Below are 19,934 nucleotides of genomic sequence, written 5' to 3'. Positions count from 1 at the left end.
GCTCCTCGGAAGACGCACCCGCTCGATCGGGCGCGGCACCAATGTGATTACTTGGTTTCTTCCGCTTTATGATCGACCGTCTTGGTGGTCGCCGGATCCTGGGGCGCGTCATCGTCGGACATGCCCTTCTTGAAGCTCTTGATGCCCTTTGCAACGTCGCCCATCAATTCCGGAATCTTGCCGCGCCCGAAGAAGACAAGCACGATGACCAGAACGATCAGCCAGTGCCAAATACTGAAAGAACCCATGACTCCACTCCCTGATTGCGCGTCGGTTTCGATGTAAGACGTTTAGGATTCTTTTTCAAACACCAAAATGTCCTCGGGCTTCACCTTTATGGTCACGTCCGTGAGATCCTCGGGCAGCTGGTCGGCCCTTATGCGTGCGCGCAAGGGCTCCGCCAGTCCATCCACCGCCAGGGTGAGAAGTTCGACCACGCCCAGGAAGCGACGCGTGATGATTCGCGCAGGAATCGGCCCGCCTGTCGGCGTGACGGCGATGGCGGAAATACGCACTGCAATATCGACCGCCGCCCCCGGGGCATGCGCATAGGCGCCGCAGACACCGACCGGGGTCTCGATACGGCCATTTTGCACCCTCCCCTCCATCTGGTTGATTTCGGAGAAGAAAGCGGCGGCGAACAAGGATTGCGGGTGCCGGTAGAGATCCTGGGAGCGTCCCTCCTGGACGAGCTTGCCGTGATTGAGCAGGGCAATGCGGTCGGCCATGCGCATCGCCTCCTCCGCATCATGGGTCACGACGATTGCGGTCGCCCGCGTCTGGCGCAGAACGTCCAGCGTATCTGCCCTGATCGAATCCTTCAGCCGGGAATCGAGGCCGCTGAAGGGTTCGTCCATCAGAAGAACGCCCGGCCGCGGGGCCAGAGCCCGGGCCAGAGCCACCCGCTGCTGCTCGCCGCCCGACAATGCATGCGGGAACTTCGCGGCATAATGCGCCAGTCCGACGCGTTCCAGGGCAAGCATGGCTTCCGCCCTCGCCTGCTGAACGGGCAGCGCCGTCAGGCCGAACCGCACATTATCGACGACGGATAAATGCGGAAACAGCGCGTAATCCTGAAACATAAGCCCCACGCCGCGCTTTTCCGGCGGAACGAAGACATCCGGGCCAGCCATTTCCCGATCATCGATCAGGACGCGGCCGCTGGATTGCACCTCGATCCCCGCGGCAATCCGCAACAGCGTTGTCTTGCCGGAGCCCGAGGGGCCGAGCAGGCAGAGCACCGTTCCCGGCTGCGCGGCGAGATCGACGCCGCGGATCGTCTGCTTGCCGTGATAGCTGTGCTGGATCGCTTCGAAGGCGAGACTGGATGCAAAGGTGACGCCGGGGGTGCGCCGCAGGATCGGGGATTGCCTTTCGGCCGCGGTATCAGTCATGCATACGGCTCTTCTTTGCCCCGATCACTCATCGCTCATCGCGTGATAACGTCTATCTCTTCCCGTCTCCGCCGCGCCAGCGCGATGCCGAGATCGCCCCACAGGCGCCGGATCATCGGCTACTATTCCTCTCCGCCGCCGCCCGGAGTCAAGAGGCCGAGTTCCTCCAGGTCCAGATGCGTGATCGGATCCTCCTCCTCGCCAAGATCGTCGGCGCCGGTGGGAATGGGAATGCGGAAGTCCGGCGGGATACGGCCGGACAAAAGACCGGCGCCGCGCAATTCCTCAAGACCGGGAAGATCCCGGATTTCGCCTAGACCGAAATGATCGAGGAAACTCGGCGTCGTGCCGAGCGTCACGGGCCGGCCGGGCGTGCGACGACGGCCGCGAAAGCGTACCCATCCCGCTTCCATCAGCACGTCCAGCGTGCCGCGCGACGTCTGCACGCCGCGAATGTCTTCGATTTCCGCCCGCGTCACCGGCTGGTGATAGGCGATGATTGCCAGCACTTCGAGCGCCGCCCGCGACAGTTTCTTCGGTTCGCCCTCATCGCGGCGGAAAACGAAAGCGAGGTCGGCAGCCGTCCGAAAGGCCCATTTGTCCTCGATACGGATGAGATTGACGCCTCGCCCCGCATACAGCCGCACCAGCCGGCTCAGCACCTGGCGCACATCCACGCCCTTCGGCAGCCGATCCACCAGAAAACCCTCCGAAACCGGCTCGGCGGAGGCAAAGATCAACGCTTCGGCCGTGCGCTCCGCCTCCAGCTCCAGCGCCGAAGAGGCGGGATCGGCATCATCGGCGGCGGGCTGCCGGATCAAGTCCTCATTGTCGATGGGGCTCATGCCTCGCCCTCGTCTTCGGCGTAAAATCGCGGCCCGCCGCGCAGGAAAATCGGCTGGAAGGCACCCTCCTGGCGGATTTCCAGCTTTCCCTCGCGCACCAGTTCAAGCGAGGCCGCAAAGGCGCTCGCCGTCGCGGTGATCCGGTCCGCCGGCGGGAGATAAGCAAGCAGATAGGATTGCAGCTCGGCCCAGTCGCCGATATCGCCCAGCATGGCCGTCAGAAGCGCCCGCGCCTCGACCAGGGACCAGACCTTGCGCCGCTCGATCGTAACCTGCGTAACGGCCTGGCGCTGCCGCAGATTGGCGTAGGCCTTCAAGAGATCGTACAGGCTGGCATCGAAGGAGACGCCGCTCTTTTCCGGAATGTGCTCCGGCGCGCCCCGCCCGAAAATGTCGCGCCCCAGCCGGTTGCGGTTGAAGAGCCGTTCCGCCGCATCGCGCATCGCCTCCAGCCGCTTCAGGCGAAATGCAAGTGTGGCCGCCATCTCTTCGCCGGAGGGGCCGTCTTCCGGCCGCGCCTGCTGCGGAATGAGCAGTTTCGACTTGAGGTAGGCAAGCCAGGCGGCCATGACCAGATAATCGGCGGCGAGCTCGATGCGGATGCGGCGTGCCGTCTCCACGAATTGCAGATATTGCTCTGCCAGAGCCAGAACGGAAATGCGCGCCAGATCGACCTTCTGGTTGCGGGCCAGATGCAGCAGGAGGTCGAGCGGCCCTTCGAAGCCGCCGACATCGATCACCAGCGCGGTTTCCCCTGCAACGCCGCGCGGATCCGGCTCCTGCCACGACCCGTCTGCCGCACCGGCAGGCGGCGATGTGTCAACGGCCATTGCCTTGCCCTCTCCGTTCAGCGCGGATCGGCCTTGCCGCCCAAGGGACCCGTCACGCGTGTCAAATCAAGTCTCGCCTGTCGCAGCCGTCACGTGTCACCCTGGCTCAACGGTCAAACCTGCACCAGGTTGAGCAGCGACCAGAATTCCGCGCGGGCCTGTGCCTCGACCGTATCATCCTGAGGGCGGAATGCCGATTGAGCCGCCAATGCCCGTCTGAGGCCGTCGCCAGCCAGTGCCGGCACCTTTGCAACGACCTGCTTCATTTCGTCCATCACGCCGTTGCAATGCAAGACAATATCGCAGCCTCCCGCGACAATATCGGCCGCGCGCTCGGCAAGCGTGCCCTTCAGGGCATTCATCGAGCTGTCGTCTGACAAAAGCAGGCCGTCAAAGCCGATCCGCCCGCGTATGATCTCCGCGATCACCTTCGGCGAAGTGGTGGCCGGCCGATCGGCATCGATGGCCGTGAAGACGAGATGGGCGCTCATGCCCATGACCTCATCCTTCAGCGCCCGGAAGGGCAGGAAATCGGTGCGCTCCAGCTCCGCCAGATCCGCCGTCACCACCGGCAGGTCATGATGCGAATCGACAAGAGCCCGGCCGTGGCCCGGAATATGTTTCATGACCGGCAGCATGCCGCCGGCCTTCAGTCCTTCGGCGGCCGCCCGGCCCAGTGCCGCGACCATCTGCGGATCCCCGCCATAGGAGCGGTTGCCGATGGCCTGGGTAGCCCCTTCCGCCAGCACGTCCAGCACCGGCAGACAATCCACGGTAATCCCGAGCGGCATCAGATCGAAGGCGTGCAGCCGCGACATCAACCAGGCGGCCCGCAGCCCGGCATCCCGGTCGCGCTCATAGAGCCTGCCCAGCGCGGCGGCCGGCGGATAGGCTTCCACAAGCGGCGGCTTGATACGCTGCACGCGGCCACCCTCCTGATCGATCAGCACCGGCGCATCCGGCTGGCCGATCGAATCACGAAGACCGGCGACGAGATCGCGGATCTGGTTCGGCTCGGACAAGTTGCGGGCAAACAGGATGAAGCCCCAGGGGCGCTCATGACGATACAACGCGATCTCATCCGCCGTCGGGACGAGACCGGCGCAGCCGAGGATCATTGCCTTGGATTGGCTCATGGAACTCACTTTCGAATCGGTCGATTGTCTTCAGGATGCAGGCGGGTTTCACCCGCGCCTGCCGGGGAGCATGGAGTATCACAAACGCTTTTCAGTCCTTGGGTCAACGCCACCCGGAATTCATCCCGCGCGCCCCGGCGATCCTGCGCGGCTGGCATTTCAACCCGCAAGGACGGCGTGTCCCGAACCTCCGGCGCCGCAAAGACAGGCTAAGGGAACGGAGCGAAAGAACCCGTCACACGAGGCTGAAGACAGAGGGCTTGAGACATGAGCACGAGACATGAGCACGAGATTGGGCGGCGAAGCCGGCGGGCGCGCAACGGCGCCCGCCCCGGCAATCGCTTGTCAGGGCCGATCAATGGCCCAAGGCAAGCCTCGTCACCGCTTAGCGGGCGATGAGGCAAGTGCCGCCGGCTGCGCGATACCGCTCGCAAAGCGCTGCCGCTTCGTCACGGGTTCCACCGGCCGGGATACGGACACGGTAGAATGTGCCCTTGTTGGAGATCTGCGCCGCGGCGATATCGACGCCGCGTCCACCGATCACACCGGCGAATTTCGCCGAGAGATTGCGGTAGGACTTCTGCGCATCGGCTTCGGAGGGAAGCGAGGCGATCTGCATGAAATAGCCGCCGCTCTGAGCCGGTGCACTGGCATTCTGGGCTGGTGCACCGGCGGCGCTCGCCACGGCCGGGCTTGCCGCAGCGGCGGGTGCAGCCGAAGCTGCGGCCGGCGCGGAAACGGTCTGCCGGATCGTTCCGCGATCGGAGACGGAGGCGACGACCTGCACCGGCTGTTCCGCCGGGCGCGCCGTCGGGACCGGCATGTTTGGTGCAGGAACGCCGGACTGGTCCGCCGCCTGGGCAGCCGCTGCTTCGCCGGCGGGTGCTGCAACAGCCTCGCCCGTCATCGCGGTCGTGCGGGCAATATCCACATCGGCAAGATTGGTCGGAGCATCGCTCGGGCCCTGCGCATTCACCGCTCCGGTCAGTTGCGTGGGCTCGGCCAGCTGCGGCGCTGCCGGCAGTTTCTCGGTCGTAACCGGCGTTGCGGACGCCTGGATCGGACCGGTTGCCGGCTCCTCGCTGACCTGCTCGACAAGCGTGCCATCCGGCCGGACGATCATCGTCTTGACCCGGCGCGGCATGACGGCAAGCTGGTCACGGTCAGCCGAACGCGCATCGGCCTCGCCTGCCTGATCGGGCAGCAGGCGCGGATCCTGCGTGTCGCCGGCAAGACTTGCCAGTTCCTGCGCTTCGTCCTCGCCTTCGAGAGGCAGGCCCTCCGGTGTCAGCGTCTTTTGAACGACATCCACCGGCTGTTCTTCCGAAGAAATCAGCGAAGCCTGTTTCGGATCGCCAAGCGTGCCGCTCGCAACGCGGTCGTAGACCGCCTTGTCCTGGTTCGGAACCGTCTTGCCACCAGGATTGTCCGGAACCATCTTCACCGGATCGGTATCGGCGGCGATCACGACGGGGCTGCCGTCGCCCGAAAGCGGCGACGTGCCGGACGCATACCAGGCATAGAGGGAAATGCCGACGATCCCGGCGAAACCGGCAGCGGCAAGCGGCATGGCAAAGGAGGCCAGCGAACGCCGGGCGGCCGGATAGACGGACTGGCTGTCCTGCAGGGCCTCATCCACCGGCGTCGGACGCAGGGGCGTTGCGAGGCTGCGGCGGAAATCCTCTTCCAGAGCGCGCTCAAAATCGTCGAGCTCGTCATGCGGCTTTTGAACCGGCGCCGCGGCGGCCGGCTTTTCGCCGAAGGATGCCGCAGCCGCCACGCTTGCCGCAACGGCTGTCGCGCGGCTGAAGATCTTCTCCGAGGCCTTGGCATTGGCCGGTGCCGCAGGGGCATGACCGGTCAGATCCGTGCTTTCGAGATAGGAGGCGAGCTCCGCATCAAGGTCGAGATCGTAGTCGGAGGGTTCTGCCACCGGCTGCTCAGGCTCATGCACCGGCAGTTCCGGCACATCGAGTTCGGCCACGGCCTCCGGCATGTCCTCGGCTTCCGTGAGCTGGGCCGGATCGAAGGCGTCGTCATCATGCGCGTCGGCACCGGCTTGCGCGGCAAATACGGGCGCATCGCTTTCCACCATCCGCGGCACGTCCTGCGGCAGGACAGAGGCCGCCATGGCCGTCGAAACCGGCTGCGCGACCGGCGCCTGCATCACCTGAGGCGCATAACGGGATTGCGCGAGGAAGGACGGGACCTCCGGCGCTAGCGTCGAGGCCTCTGCGGGCGCACGATCAGCGGCGACAGGCTGTGGCCGCTGTGCCGGCTCGGAGACAGGCAGCGCCTGAAGGGCCGGCGGCGTGACGGCGGGCGTCGCGGACATGACAGGCGCCTGGGGAACAGGGGCCCGGGCAACCGGTGCCTGGGGACCAAGTACTTGGGCAACCGGCGCTTCAGGAACAGGCGCTTTCGCAACAGGCGGCTCATCCATCATGATCTCGTCGAGATCAAGATCGTCCAGCATCAGTTCGAACTCGTCATCGATCGGATCGATGGCGGGTGAAGCCGCAAGGCTGGGCTCGGCGCGCATCGATGGAGCCGATACCGGCGCGGCCTGCGCAGCAGCCGAGACCGGCGGCGCGACGGGACGAATCGTGTCCTGCGCCACAGGTGCGGCCGGCTGCGACGCCGTGATGACGGGCGCGCTTCTGCGATCGCCTGCAGCATCGTCCTGCGCAGCCTCCGGCGTCGACCTGCCCCAGAAGGAGCGAGCCAGTTCATCCTGAAGGGACAGAGCTTCATTGACCGGCCTCTGGAGAGAGGACCGGCCATCTGCGGGAGCAAGCGCGGCGGCTCTATCCGCCTGCAGCGGAAAGGCGGCGATCGGCGAAACGGGCGACGGCGCTACGTCCGAGAGATCCGCGACGGAAGGCGTCACGGGCGAAGATGGAACGGGGGCGGCCGACGGAGCCCCGACGATGGGAGCGACAAAAGACGGAGCGGCATCATGATCCGCCTCCGCCTGCACATCGCCGGCACCGAAAGAGGGTTCCTGACGCGAGTCCTGACGCGAGGCTACGCTGAAATTGACGAGCGGCATGCGGAAACCGGGCTCATAGGCCGCAGCGCGTCCGGCAGGCCGGCGCGGAAATGCGGACGCAGCCGGAGCCGACAGCGAGGTTTCGAGCTCTGCCACGAGATCCGCCTCGATATCACCGATCACCGGCTCACCGCTCGATGGAGCGGGATTGGCGGGCGCATAGGAAGGCTCGATGCGAAGCGGAGACAGATCGGCTTGCGGAGCGCGGGACAGCGGCGCCTCATGGACAGGCTGTGCATGGGAGAGTGCCGGTTCGACTGCAGGGCGCACCGATGCTGCCGATGACGTGACCGAAGGCCGCGCCTCGATCAGGCTATCGAGCGCCGGAAGCTCGGGACCGGGCTCCAGAAAAGGATCCACATCCGGCGCAGACGGCTCCATGGCCGCAGCCGAAGGGCGCACCGCCGGATGGGCCGCGGCCGCCACTGCCAGAGGCGGCACGACGGCCTGCCTGGCATCCGGCGCTACCGGTGCTGCCACCGAGCCCTCACGGGGCAGATCCTGCCGGGGCGAATCATAGCGCTCGAATTCCCGGAGGAGTTCGTCTTCCAGATTGAAACTCGGCTCGCGCCGCGCAGGCGCGGACGCCGAAGGCGCCGCTTGAACCTTTTCGTCGTAACCGGCAATCCGCGCGAGCTCTGCCAGCGGATCATCATCCGCAAAGAGATCCGCTCCGCCGCTTAGACCACGTGCAAGGCTGCTATCTGCCATTCCCTCGTCCACTCACCTTACGCCAACGCATATATTGCCAGCGCTTTGTGGGGAAATGGTGGCGCAGATCAACGCATCTCGTCTGGAGCGGTCGTGCCGGTAATGGCCAGACCAGATTTCAGAACGGACGCCACAGCGCGCACCAGCCCAAGTCTGGCAATGGTGGATTCTCGGTCGTTATCCTTAACAAACCGTAAGTCGGAATTATCTTTGCCCTTATTCCAGTGCGCATGGAAGGTGCTAGCCAGGTCGTAGAGATAAAAAGCCAGCCTATGTGGCTCCTGAGACTGCGCCGCGGCCTCGATTTGGCGCGGATATTCGGCCAGCTTGGCCACGAGCTGCATTTCGGCGGGGTCCGTGACGCTCGAAACCGACTGGGAAAGATCAAGTGATTCGATGTCGAGATCCGGGAAAGCCTCCTGCGCCTGGCGGAAGACGGACATGCAGCGGGCATGGGCATATTGCACATAAAAGACCGGATTGTCCTTGGACTGCTCGGTCACCTTGGCGAAGTCGAAATCCAGCGGCTCGGAATTCTTGCGGTAGAGCATCATGAAGCGCACCGAATCGGAGCCGACCTCTTCCACCACTTCACGCAAGGTGACGAAGTCTCCGGACCGTTTGGACATCTTCACCGGCTCGCCATTGCGGTAAAGCTTCACGAGCTGGCACAAGAGGACGGTGAGTTTGGCCGAACCGCCGGACACGGCGCGCGCCACCGCCTCCAGCCGCTTGACATAGCCGCCGTGATCGGCGCCGAGCACATAGATCATCTCGTCATAGCCGCGATCATACTTGTCCTTGAAATAGGCGACATCGGCGGCGAAATAGGTGTAGCTGCCATCGGACTTGATCAGCGGCCGGTCGATATCATCCCCGACATCGGTGGAGCGGAACAGCGTCTGCTCGCGATCCTCCCAATCCTCCGGCGATTGTCCCTTCGGCGGCGGCAGCGTGCCGCGATAGACATGGCCCTTGAAGGTGAGATCATTGATCGCCTGGCGGATAGCCGCGCCGCCATCGGCATGCAGCGTGCGTTCGGAAAAGAAGATTTCGTGATGTACGTTGAGCGCCGCGAGATCGTCACGGATCATCGCCATCATGGCCTCGATCGCCCGCTCCTTGACGAGCGGCATCCAGTTCTCCACCGGCATATTGTGCAGCCGCGTGCCGAATTCCTTTGCCAGGGCTTCGCCAACCGGGATCAGATAATCCCCAGGATAGAGGCCGGCCGGGATCGCGCCGATCGTCTCGCCGAGCGCTTCACGGTAGCGCAGGAAGCAGGACCTGGCGAGAACGTCGATCTGGGAGCCGGCGTCATTGATGTAATATTCCTTGGTCACCGCATAGCCGGCAAAGCCGAGCAGGTTCGCCAGAGCATCGCCGACCACGGCGCCGCGGCAATGGCCGACATGCATCGGTCCCGTCGGATTGGCGGAGACGAATTCGACATTGACCTTGCGACCCTCACCCAGATTGGAGCGGCCATACTCGGCGCCGGCCTGGATCACTGCCGCCAGCAGCTTCTGCCAATAGGCCTGCGACAGTCTGAGGTTGATGAATCCCGGACCCGCCACCGTGACTTCGACGACATCCGGATCTTCCTGAAGCTTCGCCGCCAGGATTTCGGCAAAGGCACGCGGATTGGTGCCAAGCGGCTTGGCCAGCACCATGGCGGCATTGGTCGCCACATCGCCATGACTGGGATCGCGCGGCGGCTCGATGGTGACGCGGCTGAAGTCGAGGCTTTCGCGCTTCTCCTTCACGATGTCGATCGCGTCCAGAGCGGCTTTGATGCGAATGTCGAAATCGGCAAAAAGGTTCATGTGATGCATCCCAACAAACGGACAGCCGGCTGCGGCCCTCCGTGGAGCTTTCAAGGTTTTGCGGGTGCCTAGCCCAAATCGGGAGTATGGTCAAACATCCGACGATGCGCCTTGACGGCATAGGTATCGGTCATGCCGGCGAGATAATCGCCCACATGGCGGGCCCTGGCAGCTTCGCCGAGCCCTTCCATATGGCTGACCCAGTAATCGCTTTGCATCTGGCTCGGGTCAGCCATATAGGCCTGGAAGAGGTCGGTCACGATCTGCGCCGCGCCTGCCCGGATGCGCATGATGTCGGGATGGCGATAGATGCGCGAAAACAGGAGCTTCTTGATCGCCCGGTCGGTGTCCATCATCGGTTCGGAGAAGGTCGCGAGAACCCGGTCGGCCGCCCGTATATCCTGCGCCGAACCCGGCTTCAGCCATGCCAGGCGCTCCTGCGCAACGGCGATAACGTCCTCCACCATATGGGTGATCTGGCGGCGCATGATCTCATTGGCAAAACGCGACGGTTCCAGCCGCGGATATTTGGCCCGCACCTGCCCCATCATCGCCGCCAGGAAAGGCACGTCTTCCAGCATGTCAAAGGTCAGATAGCCGGATCGCAATCCATCATCGATGTCATGCGTATTATAGGCGATGTCGTCGGCAATGGCGGCAACCTGTGCCTCGAGGCTGGCGAAGGAGGCAAGTTCCAGATCGTTGATCTGGCAATAGTCGAGAATGGGCTGCGGCACCGGGCCATGCAGGCCCTTCCCCTGCCCGTCCATCAGCGGCCCATTATGCTTCGCCAGCCCTTCCAGGCTCTCCCAGGTCAGATTGATCCCGTCGAATTCCGCATAGCGTCGCTCCAGCTTGGTGACGATCCGCAAAGACTGCGCATTGTGATCGAAGCCACCATAGGGCGCCAGGCAATCATGCAGCGCATCCTCGCCGGTATGACCGAAAGGCGTATGGCCGAAATCATGGACCAGGGCGACGCCCTCCGCCAGATCCTCGTCGATCTTCAGGGCGCGGGCCAGGGCTCGGGCGATCTGGGCAACCTCGATCGTATGGGTCAGGCGGGTCCGGTAATGGTCACCATCCACGCCGATAAAGACCTGCGTCTTGTGCTTCAGGCGCCGGAAGGCCGTGGTATGCACGATTCGGTCGCGATCCCGTTGAAATTCCGAGCGCGTCAGGGAGGTCTGCTCCGGCACCAGCCGCCCGCGTGAAGCCCAGGGATTGGCGGCATAGACGGCTCTTTCGCCGGAACCATAGCCCAGACTCTGCGTATCGATCGACATTCCTACCCCACCATCGGCAAAAAGAGCGCCCCTTGCGGCGCACAGCACCATTGACGCTTGAATTGACCCTTCATACCTATAGAGCGTAGCAGCGCAAAGCTGATGACAGCAATCTCCGGACCTTGACCCCGGCAGAAGGGCGAAAACCATGAGTGAACATCCCGTAACCGTATCCGAGGCGGCCGCAAGGCGGATCGCCGAAATCGTCAGCGCCGACGGCTCCAAGCAGGCCTTGCGCGTCTCCGTGGAAGGCGGCGGCTGTTCCGGCTTTTCCTACAAGTTCGATCTTGCCGATGCGCCGCAGGAGGATGATCTGGTAATTGCCACGGGCGAGGCGAAGGTCCTGATCGACAGCATGTCGCTTATCTACATGGAAGGCTCCGAAATCGACTTCGTCGACAACCTGCTCGGACAGTCCTTCCAGATCAAAAACCCGAATGCGGTGGCCAGCTGCGGCTGTGGAACGAGCTTTTCCATCTGAGCTTTTCCGCGGACCCCTCCTTTCAAAGGAACGGACATGCGGTAAAAGAGGATCCGCAGAGAGGATCCCGACGCATGAAAATCGCCACCTGGAACATCAACGGCGTCAAGGCGCGCATCGACAATCTGCGCCAGTGGCTGACGGATTCCGCGCCGGACATCGCCTGCCTGCAGGAAATCAAGTCGGTGGACGAGGGTTTTCCGCGCCTTGAGATCGAGGCCTTGGGCTACCATGTCGAGACGCATGGCCAGAAGGGCTTCAATGGCGTGGTGATCCTGTCGCGCAGTCGCCCGGACGAGGTCCTGCGCGGCCTTCCCGGCGAGCCGGGCGACGAACAGTCGCGTTATATCGAGGCGGCTTTCTCCGTCCCCTCCGGCGTCCTGCGGGTGGGATGCCTCTATCTGCCGAACGGCAATCCCGCCGACGACCCGGTCAAATACCCCTACAAGCTTGCCTGGATGGAGCGCCTGCGCCGCCACGCCGAGGCGCGCCTCCTGCTGGAAGAGCCGCTGATCCTGGCGGGTGACTACAATGTCATTCCCGAACCCTATGACTGTTTCGACCCGAAGGCCTGGCAAACCGACGCCCTCTTCCTGCCGCAGACGCGTGCGGCCTTTCGCCGGCTGGAAAATCTGGGGCTGACGGATGCGGTGCGCGCAACGACGGACGCGGCAAAGCTCTATTCGTTCTGGGATTATCAGGCGGGTGCCTGGCAGAAGAATAACGGCATCCGCATCGATCATCTGCTCCTGTCGCCGGAAGCAGCCGACCGGCTGATCTCGACGCGGATCGAGAAGCATGTGCGGGCCTGGGAAAAACCATCCGACCATGTTCCGGTCGTCGGGCATTTCGACTTCTGATCACGCGAAGGCGCAGCCAGTGGCGGCGGATGCGCAAACAACCGATGCGGATCCGCGCGGGGCGCGCGCGGAGGCGCCTTATTCCACGGCGCCCTGGGCAAACTGCTGCGACAGAGCCACGGCGCTGCGGCGGTCGTTCTCGCTGGAGAGCGCGAAGGCGTTCTCCTGCAGCTCTTCCATCCACGGGCAGTCCTTCTTGCTGCAGCGGTCGAGCGCCGCCGTCAGGAAGGCAAGTCCACGCACGGTCTGGCCTTCCTGGAAGAGAACATTGCCGAATATGGCCATGGCGCCGGGATGGCCCGACTTGCGCGCCTGGTTCAGCCATTTCTTGGCCTGGAGAATATTGGCGGCGCCGCCCTCACCCGTCAGCATCATGCGCGCCAGCTGGAACTGCGCTTCCGCAATGCCGAAGGTGGAGGCAACCTGGAAATAGATCTGCCGCGCCTGGCCGAGATCGGCCTTCACGGGCGTGCCCGGAATGCCATGCCGGTAATAATCGGCAAGCGCCAGCAGAGCATTGACGAAGAAGCCGGTATCGTCCGAGCCGGGCTCCACGCCCTGGCTGGCGATCTCGCTGTAGATCTTGAAGGCCTCGAAATCATTCTGCGCCACGCCATCGCCATCGGCATACATATTGGCAAGCGCCCAGCGGGACCCGGTATGGCCCTTTTCCGCGGCGTAGCGATAGGCTTCGACGGCATCTTTCTTCTGGCCATTCTTATAGGCCTTGAAGCCGAACTTGAAGAGATCGAAGGGGCCGGACTCCTTGCTGACGCCGGCATTGATATCGAAAGCGAAGCATGGCTTGACCGGCAGCGCGGCCATCATCAGGCAGAATGCAAGCATCCCGGCGACGGGAGACGATATGTTCGGCATGTTCAAACTTCCTTAACCATGCCGGTGGTTAGAGTGGCTTCGGAAAAGGTGCCATGCGGGCACGGACCGGCTTGCGCCAAAACGCCATTGCAAATTTGGTGACACGTCATCCCCTTTACTCCGAACACTCTTTGCGACTGCAAGATCAACGGGCCGCTCTCTCTTTGACTGCCCGACCGGCCTGCCCCGACCAGGGCAGAAAACAGGCTTGCGAGGCACTTGATGAACCGCAGCGACAATAGGCTGCGTTTTCGGCAAGACTGCGACCCTGACCGGGGCGCAAATGAGACAAGGCCTGCGCCGGACGCAGTCCCGACCTCACCGGCCATCCATGCTGTAATCAAAGAGAATTCGCCCATTTCCATCCGAATTGCGCCCCCGCCCCCGCAGGTCCGCTCACTTCATGCCCACTTCGCTGCGCCTGCTTTGTGGCGGGAAGTAGACAAAACCATCCGCTCAAACTCTAGCTGCTAATGTGCGAAGAAACTGTTGCAGAATCACCACGTGACGCGGCCAGCCGGTGAGTCTCCATAAAAAAAGGCCCAGTCGAGAGACCGGGCCTGTTCTTCGTTCAACCAAACTGGATCAGAACTTGACCTTCAGCGAGGTGGAAATGGCGGCGACGAGATCATCATCGAAATCGTAGCGCGCGTCGGTGCCGTAGTTCACGCCGTTGAGGGTGACGGGACCGGAGGAGCCGCTGGTGAGGACGCCGAGCGCGCCGGCCAGCCGCAGTTCGACATTCTTGGTCGGTGCGTAGGACAAAGCCGCGCCAACGGTCCAGCTGTCGGTCTGCGTGCCATAGCCCTGGCTGGTGCCGCGGTCCCAAGTCACGCTGAGCGCGCCGCTCCACTCTTCATTGAACTTGTGGCCGATACCGCCGGTGATGGTCCAGCCGTCCCGGTAGCCGAGATCAAGCGAGGTGACCTGGGCGCGGCTCGTGCAGCTCGACACCGTGCCGACGACGCAGAAGGGAATGGTCGAAATCTGGCTCCAGTCGACCCATTTGACCGAGCCGAAGGCCAGCCAGTTCGGCGCAATGCCGGACTGCACCTTCAATTCGAGCGTGTCGGGCATCTTCTGCGCGCCGAAGACGTTCAGCAGGCGGCCGTTGACCTTGCGCAGATCCAGCGTGCCGGTAATGTCGTCCAGATCGACGGCACTGTTATAGACAAGGCTCGTGCGGAAGGCATATTCCGGGATTTCATAGGCAAGACCGGCGCGCCAGCCCCAGCCTTCGCCAGACAGTTCGAGGCGACCGATGCCATTGCCGAACGGCGTCGATCCGGCGGGAACGACCAGACGCTCCTTGAAGCCGCTGACTTCCTGATAGAAGCCGCCGCCGATCACGCGGAGCTGACCGCGACCCAGATCGAAGCGATAGGAACAGGTGACGGCGTAATTATCGCTCTTCACCTTGGTTTCGATATTGTCGTTGGCGCCGCGCCAGTTGGCGCCCGGCTTGGTATGCGCGCCCCAGGGCTGCGAATAATCCGCCATGCAATCGGCGCTGTCGCCAATGCCGGCCTTTACGCCGACGCGCGGCACCCAATAGCCTTCGGCATCATCGGCCGTCGTCGTTCCCCCATTGCGGCCGTCCGAACCGAGGCCATCGGTGCGGTCGATATCCTGGACGTTTTTGACCCGACGCTGCGGAGATACGAAGGTGGCACTGGATTCCGCCGCGACGCTGGACGGGTCGAACAACAGGTCGATGTTGTAGCCGCCGCGTTCGAGACCGCCTGCAAAGGCAGAGGCGTGAACCGCGCCAGCTGCAGCCGTCGCCAGCAGACCCCGCAGAATGAAATGTCTTACCATATTTCTCCAACTCCCCCAGGCAAGTGATGCGGACAGGGTAATTGCGCCGCACCAAAACACAATGACGTGCAAATCTGCCGCACCGCACCATTTGCCTCTAAAATTTACGTAAGCCTGTGCTGAAACGGCACGATATGCTTGCGTAGAGAAATGGAATTGCGTGAACCTTGCGAATAGCAGGGAGATAGGAGAATTTTCTTCGTTACGACCGGCGCTTGTTGCTTTGATGCAACAGTTGCGGGAAACAGCGGATTTTTGCGCTGCACCGTGCTTGCAGGATGCGGATTGCTGCATAAGGCGGAGCCGGTTGGTGCCCTGTCGTAGATTGCCCGCAGGCCGGTGCCTGGCGGATGAAGGATTGCGCCGCGAATCTCGCAAGCTGCCAGTCCTTATTGCAGAGACCGCCTGTTACCGGATGCTGATCGCATGAAAATGCCCCCGCAAGACATTGCGGAGGCATGATCGGGACTGACACAGGACGAAGTGCGTCTCAGCCTGCTTCGTTGATGCGTTGCAGTGCCGTCACAAGGCTGTTGCGCTGGACCGTGAGTTCGGCCAGGCGTTCGCGTTCGCCAGCCACGACTTCAGGATCGGCATTGGCGACGAAGCGCTCATTGCCGAGCTTCTTCTGGACCTTGTCGATATCGGCATCGGTCTTGCCAAGGGACTTCTCGATCCTTGCGCGCTCGGCTGACAGATCGATCAGGTTTCCGAGCGGAAGGCAGGCGACAGCCTCGCCGATCACAACCTGCGCAGCGCCCCGCGGCGCCGTGTCGGACAGCTCGATCGTCTCCACCCGAGCCAGACGCTTGATCGCCGCATCGTGACGCTGCAGGCGTCCTTGCGTCAAAGCCGTCGCATCCACCACGATCAGCGGCGCCTTGGCCGCCGGCGGGATGTTCATTTCCGAGCGCACGGAGCGAAGACCGGAGACGAGATCCACCAGCCAGTTGATCTCGGCCGCCGCGGCCTCATCGGCAAATCCCGCCGCCGGCCAGTCGGCATGGCACAGAAGCGTATCGCGGCTTGCCGTATGCGCCCAGAGCTCTTCCGTCATGAACGGCATGAAGGGATGCAGAAGCTTGTAGCTCTCTTCCAGCACATAGGCGACACAACCCTGCGCCTCCGCCTTGGCGACCTCATCGTCACCGGAAAAGATCGGCTTCAGCAATTCCAGGTACCAGTCGCAGACCTGGTTCCACACGAAGCGATACAGGCTGCCGGCGGCATCGTTGAAGCGCTGGGTCTCTATGGCCTCGGTCACATCGGCAATGGTGGCGGAAAGCTCGGTCAGGATCCAGCGATTGATGGTGAGCGTCGCCGCTTCCGGCAGGAATTGCGGATCCCGTTTGACGCCGTTCATCTCGGCAAAGCGGGTCGCATTCCAGAGCTTGGTGCCAAAGTTGCGGTAGCCGGCAATGCGCGCCGGATCGAGTTTCACATCCCGGCCCTGGGCGGCCATGATGGCCAGCGTGAAGCGCAGGGCATCGGCACCATATTCGTCGATCAGTTCCAGCGGATCGATGACATTGCCCTTGGACTTGGACATCTTCTGCCCGTTCTTGTCCCGCACCAGGGCATGGACATAGACGGTCTTGAACGGCTCGACAGGATTGCCCTCCTCGTCCTTCATGAAGTGAAGGCCCATCATCATCATCCGGGCGACCCAGAAGAAGATGATGTCGAAGCCGGTAACGAGCGTGGTCGTCGGATAATAGCGCGCCAGTTCCGGGGTCTCGTCCGGCCAGCCGAGTGTCGAGAAGGGCCACAGGGCGGATGAGAACCAGGTGTCGAGAACGTCCTCGTCGCGCGTCAGGATGGAGCCGGGCTCGAAATTCTCCAGCCGCTCCTGCACCCAGGCCTTCCACGGACCTTCATGCGCGAGATAATGCTGAATCGCGGCATCCAACGCCTCTTCTTCCGACTTCTCGACGAAGACCTGGCCGTCGGGGCCATACCAGGCGGGAATCTGATGACCCCACCAGAGCTGGCGCGAGATGCACCAGGGCTGGATATTCTCCATCCACTCGAAATAGGTCTTGTCCCAGTTCTTCGGCACGAAATTGGTCCGTCCCTCCCGAACCGAGGCCATTGCAGGCTCTGCCAGGGTCTTGGCATCCACGAACCACTGATCCGTCAGCATCGGCTCGATGACGACATTCGACCGGTCGCCGAAGGGCTGCATGATCTTCTTGTTTTCGACGAACGGCACGTCGATGCCATCGGCATCCTTGACCGTGACCGCCAGACCCTCGGCACTGATGGCGGCGACGATCCGCTTGCGCGCCTCGTAGCGGTCGAGGCCGCGATAGTCTTCCGGCACGAGATTGATGTCATCGACATCGGCTTCCGACGGAAGCCGGCCGGACTTCGTGATCTCGAGCGCCTGCTCGGCGCAACGGGCATAGGGCTCGCCGTCGGAGCGCATCGCGGCCTGCGTGTCCAACAGTCGGTACAGCGGGATATTGTTGCGCTTGGCGACCTGATAGTCGTTGAAGTCATGCGCGCCGGTGATCTTGACGGCGCCGGAGCCGAAAGACGGATCCGGATATTCGTCCGTGATGATGGGAATGAGCCGGCGATGCTCCTTCGGTCCGACCGGAATTTCACATAGTTTTCCAACGATTGGCGCATAACGCTCATCAGATGGATGAACGGCCACCGCGCCGTCGCCCAGCATGGTTTCCGGCCGCGTGGTGGCAATCGCGATATAGTCGCGTTCTTCCTGGAGGAGAATGTTACCCTCGGCATCCTTCTCGATATAGGTGTAGGTCTCACCGCCGGCCAGCGGATATTTGAAGTGCCACATGTGGCCGTCGACTTCGCGGTTCTCGACTTCGATATCGGAAATCGCCGTCTCGAAATGCGGGTCCCAGTTGACCAGGCGCTTGCCGCGATAGATCAGACCCTGCTTGTAAAGCGTGACGAACACTTCGAGCACGGCCCGCGACAGGCCCTCGTCCATGGTGAAGCGCTCGCGCGACCAGTCGCAGGAGGCACCAAGCCGCTTCAACTGGTTGAAGATCAATCCGCCGGATTCGGCCTTCCACTCCCAGACCTTGTCGATGAAGGCCTCACGCCCGAGTTCGCGCCGGCTCGGCTGCTGGCTTTCCATCAGCTTGCGCTCGACGACCATTTGCGTGGCGATTCCGGCATGGTCCATTCCCGGCTGCCACAGCACATCCTTGCCGCGCATGCGCTCGAAGCGGATCATGATATCCTGCAGCGTATTGTTGAGCGCATGGCCCATATGCAGCGAGCCTGTCACATTCGGCGGCGGGATGACGATGGTGAAGGTCTCGGCACCCGGCTTGGCATTTGCGCCGGCGCGGAACGCATCCGCATCATCCCAGGCGGCAGCGATTTTCGGTTCGACGGCGGCGGAATCATAGGTTTTTTCGAGCATTTTCCGACCAGAATTTCGAGTTCTTGTTGCTTGGGTGTAAATAGGACTGGCAAATGCGAGTCAATAAAAAAGGCCGCCCGGGATGAGCGGCCCTGAACTGGCGGTGGCGGGTTCCGGTCTGGCTCAGCGGCGCGGGCCGCGCGCCACCCGTTCGATCTCCTCGCGCACCATGCGCTCCACCAGCGTCGGCAGATTATCGTCCAGCCACTCGCGCAGCATGGGCTTCAGCATCTCGCGCGCCATATCCTCCATCGACTGGCGCTCGATGCCATTGAAGACGTCCGCCAGATGTTCGAAGGATCGCGCCACCTGCTCGCCCGCTTCTTCCGAGATCAAAACGGCCGCCGCCTCGATCTTGGCGGGCAGGCTCATCGGCGCTGCCGAAGGCTGCGGTTCGGACTGATTGTCCACGTCAGGCCGCGCCGTCACCGGATCGACAGAGAGGCCGGGCCGCATTCCCTCCCGGCGATCATCGACCACCGGTGCTTGCGGCCATCGGCCGTCGCTGGCCTCGGCATCTGGCCTATCGGCCCGCATGGCAGGAAGAGGCTCGGGCGCGAGACGGTCAGCAAGTCCGGCATCGCCCGCGCGATGCGAGCGGATGGTCTCGGCCGCCTGCAGAGCATCCCGGGCGACATCGGGAGCCTCGACAGGCTCCCCGGCATAGCCGCCCCTGTCACCGTCCCCGCGCAGCGCGACAGGCTCGACTGCACGCGGCTGGAGCGCAGGAGACTCGTGGATCGGGGCATAGGATGTTCCGCCATGCGCCGGCGCGGTATTGGCCGAAGAATGAGACTGCGGATGAGAATGAGAATGAGAATGAGCCGGCGAGAAGGACGAGCGGCCATCGATGGCGCGTGCCACCGGGCCCTCGTCTTCCGATGACCGCTGCTCGACCGCACGAGGCTCGACCGAATGCGACTCGGCAGAGCGCGGCTCGACCGCACGCGAGTCGATGGCACGCGACTCGGCCGGGCGCAATTCGGGAGGTCGTCCGGCAGCAGCCCGGACACGTGCGGCGACATCGGCCAGAGACAGGCTTTTCTCGGGCGCCTCGGCAAGCCTGGCTGCGGCCGCGGCGACGGGTTGATGGGTGCCTCTGAGACTGGATGAATCATTGGTCATTGGAAAACCCGGATCATTGGCCGCGACTTGCATCAGAAAGGGATTGTCGATCTCGTCCGAAAGATCCGCAATGTCGTCATCCTGCGCGAAATCCAGATCCTGCGTGCCGCCGCTCTGCATCTCGTTCACCGGATCATTGCTCTCGATGATCCTGCGAATGGATGCCAGAATTTCTTCCATGGAGGGTTCGCGCGCGGCGTTTGGCTGAGCCATCTTAGTCCCCGATCTGCCTGAGGCCGGACCGCAGCCTCACGCTGCCGCCCGGACGAATCGGAATCAAGTGTACGC

14 protein-coding genes are annotated in these 19,934 nt (G+C 63.0%); 2 read left to right on the top strand and 12 right to left on the bottom strand.

Annotation, left to right across the window (positions count from 1 at the left end):
• Positions 1 to 47: 47 nt before the first annotated feature.
• From QTJ18_RS11690 to QTJ18_RS11655, 8 genes are all read right to left on the bottom strand, one after another.
• Complete coding sequence (locus QTJ18_RS11690; RefSeq protein WP_252754797.1) at positions 48 to 248, bottom strand: twin-arginine translocase TatA/TatE family subunit; 201 nt, start codon at positions 246 to 248, stop codon at positions 48 to 50.
• A 42-nt stretch (positions 249 to 290) separates the two neighbouring features.
• Positions 291 to 1,394, bottom strand: a complete 1,104-nt coding sequence (locus QTJ18_RS11685; RefSeq protein ID WP_252754796.1) for an ABC transporter ATP-binding protein — start codon at positions 1,392 to 1,394, stop codon at positions 291 to 293.
• Positions 1,395 to 1,516: 122 nt separating this feature from the next.
• On the bottom strand, positions 1,517 to 2,239 hold the full coding sequence (scpB, locus tag QTJ18_RS11680; RefSeq protein WP_252754795.1) for an SMC-Scp complex subunit ScpB: 723 nt from the start codon (positions 2,237 to 2,239) through the stop codon (positions 1,517 to 1,519).
• Entirely contained in the window at positions 2,236 to 3,069 is an 834-nt protein-coding gene (locus tag QTJ18_RS11675) for a segregation and condensation protein A (protein ID WP_252754794.1), read from the bottom strand. The genes scpB and QTJ18_RS11675 overlap by 4 nt, the downstream gene beginning before the upstream one ends.
• A gap of 113 nt (positions 3,070 to 3,182) precedes the next feature.
• Entirely contained in the window at positions 3,183 to 4,205 is a 1,023-nt protein-coding gene (gene nagZ / locus QTJ18_RS11670) for a beta-N-acetylhexosaminidase (RefSeq protein WP_252754793.1), read from the bottom strand.
• Positions 4,206 to 4,590: 385 nt separating this feature from the next.
• On the bottom strand, positions 4,591 to 7,968 hold the full coding sequence (locus QTJ18_RS11665) for an SPOR domain-containing protein (RefSeq protein ID WP_252754792.1): 3,378 nt from the start codon (positions 7,966 to 7,968) through the stop codon (positions 4,591 to 4,593).
• Between the two features lie 68 nt (positions 7,969 to 8,036).
• Positions 8,037 to 9,794 carry an arginine--tRNA ligase gene (gene argS / locus QTJ18_RS11660; RefSeq protein WP_252754791.1) on the bottom strand — a complete coding sequence of 586 codons (1,758 nt, stop codon included), beginning with the start codon at positions 9,792 to 9,794 and terminating at the stop codon, positions 8,037 to 8,039.
• Positions 9,795 to 9,862: 68 nt separating this feature from the next.
• Positions 9,863 to 11,080 carry a deoxyguanosinetriphosphate triphosphohydrolase gene (locus tag QTJ18_RS11655; protein ID WP_252754790.1) on the bottom strand — a complete coding sequence of 406 codons (1,218 nt, stop codon included), beginning with the start codon at positions 11,078 to 11,080 and terminating at the stop codon, positions 9,863 to 9,865.
• 148 nt (positions 11,081 to 11,228) lie between these two features.
• Between QTJ18_RS11655 and erpA the strand changes: the two genes are divergently transcribed.
• Together erpA and xth are read left to right on the top strand one after the other, a co-directional pair.
• Entirely contained in the window at positions 11,229 to 11,561 is a 333-nt protein-coding gene (gene erpA, locus QTJ18_RS11650; protein WP_252754789.1) for an iron-sulfur cluster insertion protein ErpA, read from the top strand.
• Between the two features lie 74 nt (positions 11,562 to 11,635).
• The gene (gene xth / locus QTJ18_RS11645) at positions 11,636 to 12,421 is read left to right on the top strand and encodes an exodeoxyribonuclease III (protein WP_252754788.1); all 786 of its coding nucleotides are present in this window, start codon (positions 11,636 to 11,638) and stop codon (positions 12,419 to 12,421) included.
• Between the two features lie 78 nt (positions 12,422 to 12,499).
• Here xth and exoR read toward each other — a convergent pair whose 3' ends face one another.
• From exoR to QTJ18_RS11625, 4 genes are all read right to left on the bottom strand, one after another.
• Positions 12,500 to 13,267, bottom strand: coding sequence for an exopolysaccharide production regulator ExoR (gene exoR / locus QTJ18_RS11640; RefSeq protein ID WP_252754897.1), 768 nt, complete (start codon positions 13,265 to 13,267; stop codon positions 12,500 to 12,502).
• A gap of 615 nt (positions 13,268 to 13,882) precedes the next feature.
• Positions 13,883 to 15,115, bottom strand: coding sequence for an OmpP1/FadL family transporter (locus QTJ18_RS11635; RefSeq protein WP_252754787.1), 1,233 nt, complete (start codon positions 15,113 to 15,115; stop codon positions 13,883 to 13,885).
• A 490-nt stretch (positions 15,116 to 15,605) separates the two neighbouring features.
• Positions 15,606 to 18,521, bottom strand: a complete 2,916-nt coding sequence (locus QTJ18_RS11630; RefSeq protein WP_252754786.1) for a valine--tRNA ligase — start codon at positions 18,519 to 18,521, stop codon at positions 15,606 to 15,608.
• Between the two features lie 123 nt (positions 18,522 to 18,644).
• The gene (locus QTJ18_RS11625; RefSeq protein WP_289852189.1) at positions 18,645 to 19,859 is read right to left on the bottom strand and encodes a PopZ family protein; all 1,215 of its coding nucleotides are present in this window, start codon (positions 19,857 to 19,859) and stop codon (positions 18,645 to 18,647) included.
• Positions 19,860 to 19,934: the final 75 nt, after the last annotated feature.

The sequence above is a fragment of the Rhizobium sp. SSA_523 genome (assembly GCF_030435705.1).
In the GTDB taxonomy this organism is placed as follows: Bacteria; Pseudomonadota; Alphaproteobacteria; order Rhizobiales; family Rhizobiaceae; genus Neorhizobium.
This window is presented reverse-complemented; position numbering and strand designations above follow the sequence as displayed.

Bases quoted from the DNA above. Each gene is read 5' to 3' on its own strand.
- nagZ (WP_252754793.1), bottom strand. From the start codon at position 4,205: ATGAGCCAATCCAAGGCAATGATCCTCGGCTGCGCCGGTCTCGTCCCG.
- QTJ18_RS11690 (WP_252754797.1), bottom strand. From the start codon at position 248: ATGGGTTCTTTCAGTATTTGGCACTGGCTGATCGTTCTGGTCATCGTG.
- QTJ18_RS11635 (WP_252754787.1), bottom strand. From the start codon at position 15,115: ATGGTAAGACATTTCATTCTGCGGGGTCTGCTGGCGACGGCTGCAGCT.
- exoR (WP_252754897.1), bottom strand. From the start codon at position 13,267: ATGCTTGCATTCTGCCTGATGATGGCCGCGCTGCCGGTCAAGCCATGC.
- QTJ18_RS11665 (WP_252754792.1), bottom strand. From the start codon at position 7,968: ATGGCAGATAGCAGCCTTGCACGTGGTCTAAGCGGCGGAGCGGATCTC.
- erpA (WP_252754789.1), top strand. From the start codon at position 11,229: ATGAGTGAACATCCCGTAACCGTATCCGAGGCGGCCGCAAGGCGGATC.
- QTJ18_RS11630 (WP_252754786.1), bottom strand. From the start codon at position 18,521: ATGCTCGAAAAAACCTATGATTCCGCCGCCGTCGAACCGAAAATCGCT.
- QTJ18_RS11625 (WP_289852189.1), bottom strand. From the start codon at position 19,859: ATGGCTCAGCCAAACGCCGCGCGCGAACCCTCCATGGAAGAAATTCTG.
- scpB (WP_252754795.1), bottom strand. From the start codon at position 2,239: ATGAGCCCCATCGACAATGAGGACTTGATCCGGCAGCCCGCCGCCGAT.
- QTJ18_RS11685 (WP_252754796.1), bottom strand. From the start codon at position 1,394: ATGACTGATACCGCGGCCGAAAGGCAATCCCCGATCCTGCGGCGCACC.
- argS (WP_252754791.1), bottom strand. From the start codon at position 9,794: ATGAACCTTTTTGCCGATTTCGACATTCGCATCAAAGCCGCTCTGGAC.
- QTJ18_RS11675 (WP_252754794.1), bottom strand. From the start codon at position 3,069: ATGGCCGTTGACACATCGCCGCCTGCCGGTGCGGCAGACGGGTCGTGG.
- xth (WP_252754788.1), top strand. From the start codon at position 11,636: ATGAAAATCGCCACCTGGAACATCAACGGCGTCAAGGCGCGCATCGAC.
- QTJ18_RS11655 (WP_252754790.1), bottom strand. From the start codon at position 11,080: ATGTCGATCGATACGCAGAGTCTGGGCTATGGTTCCGGCGAAAGAGCC.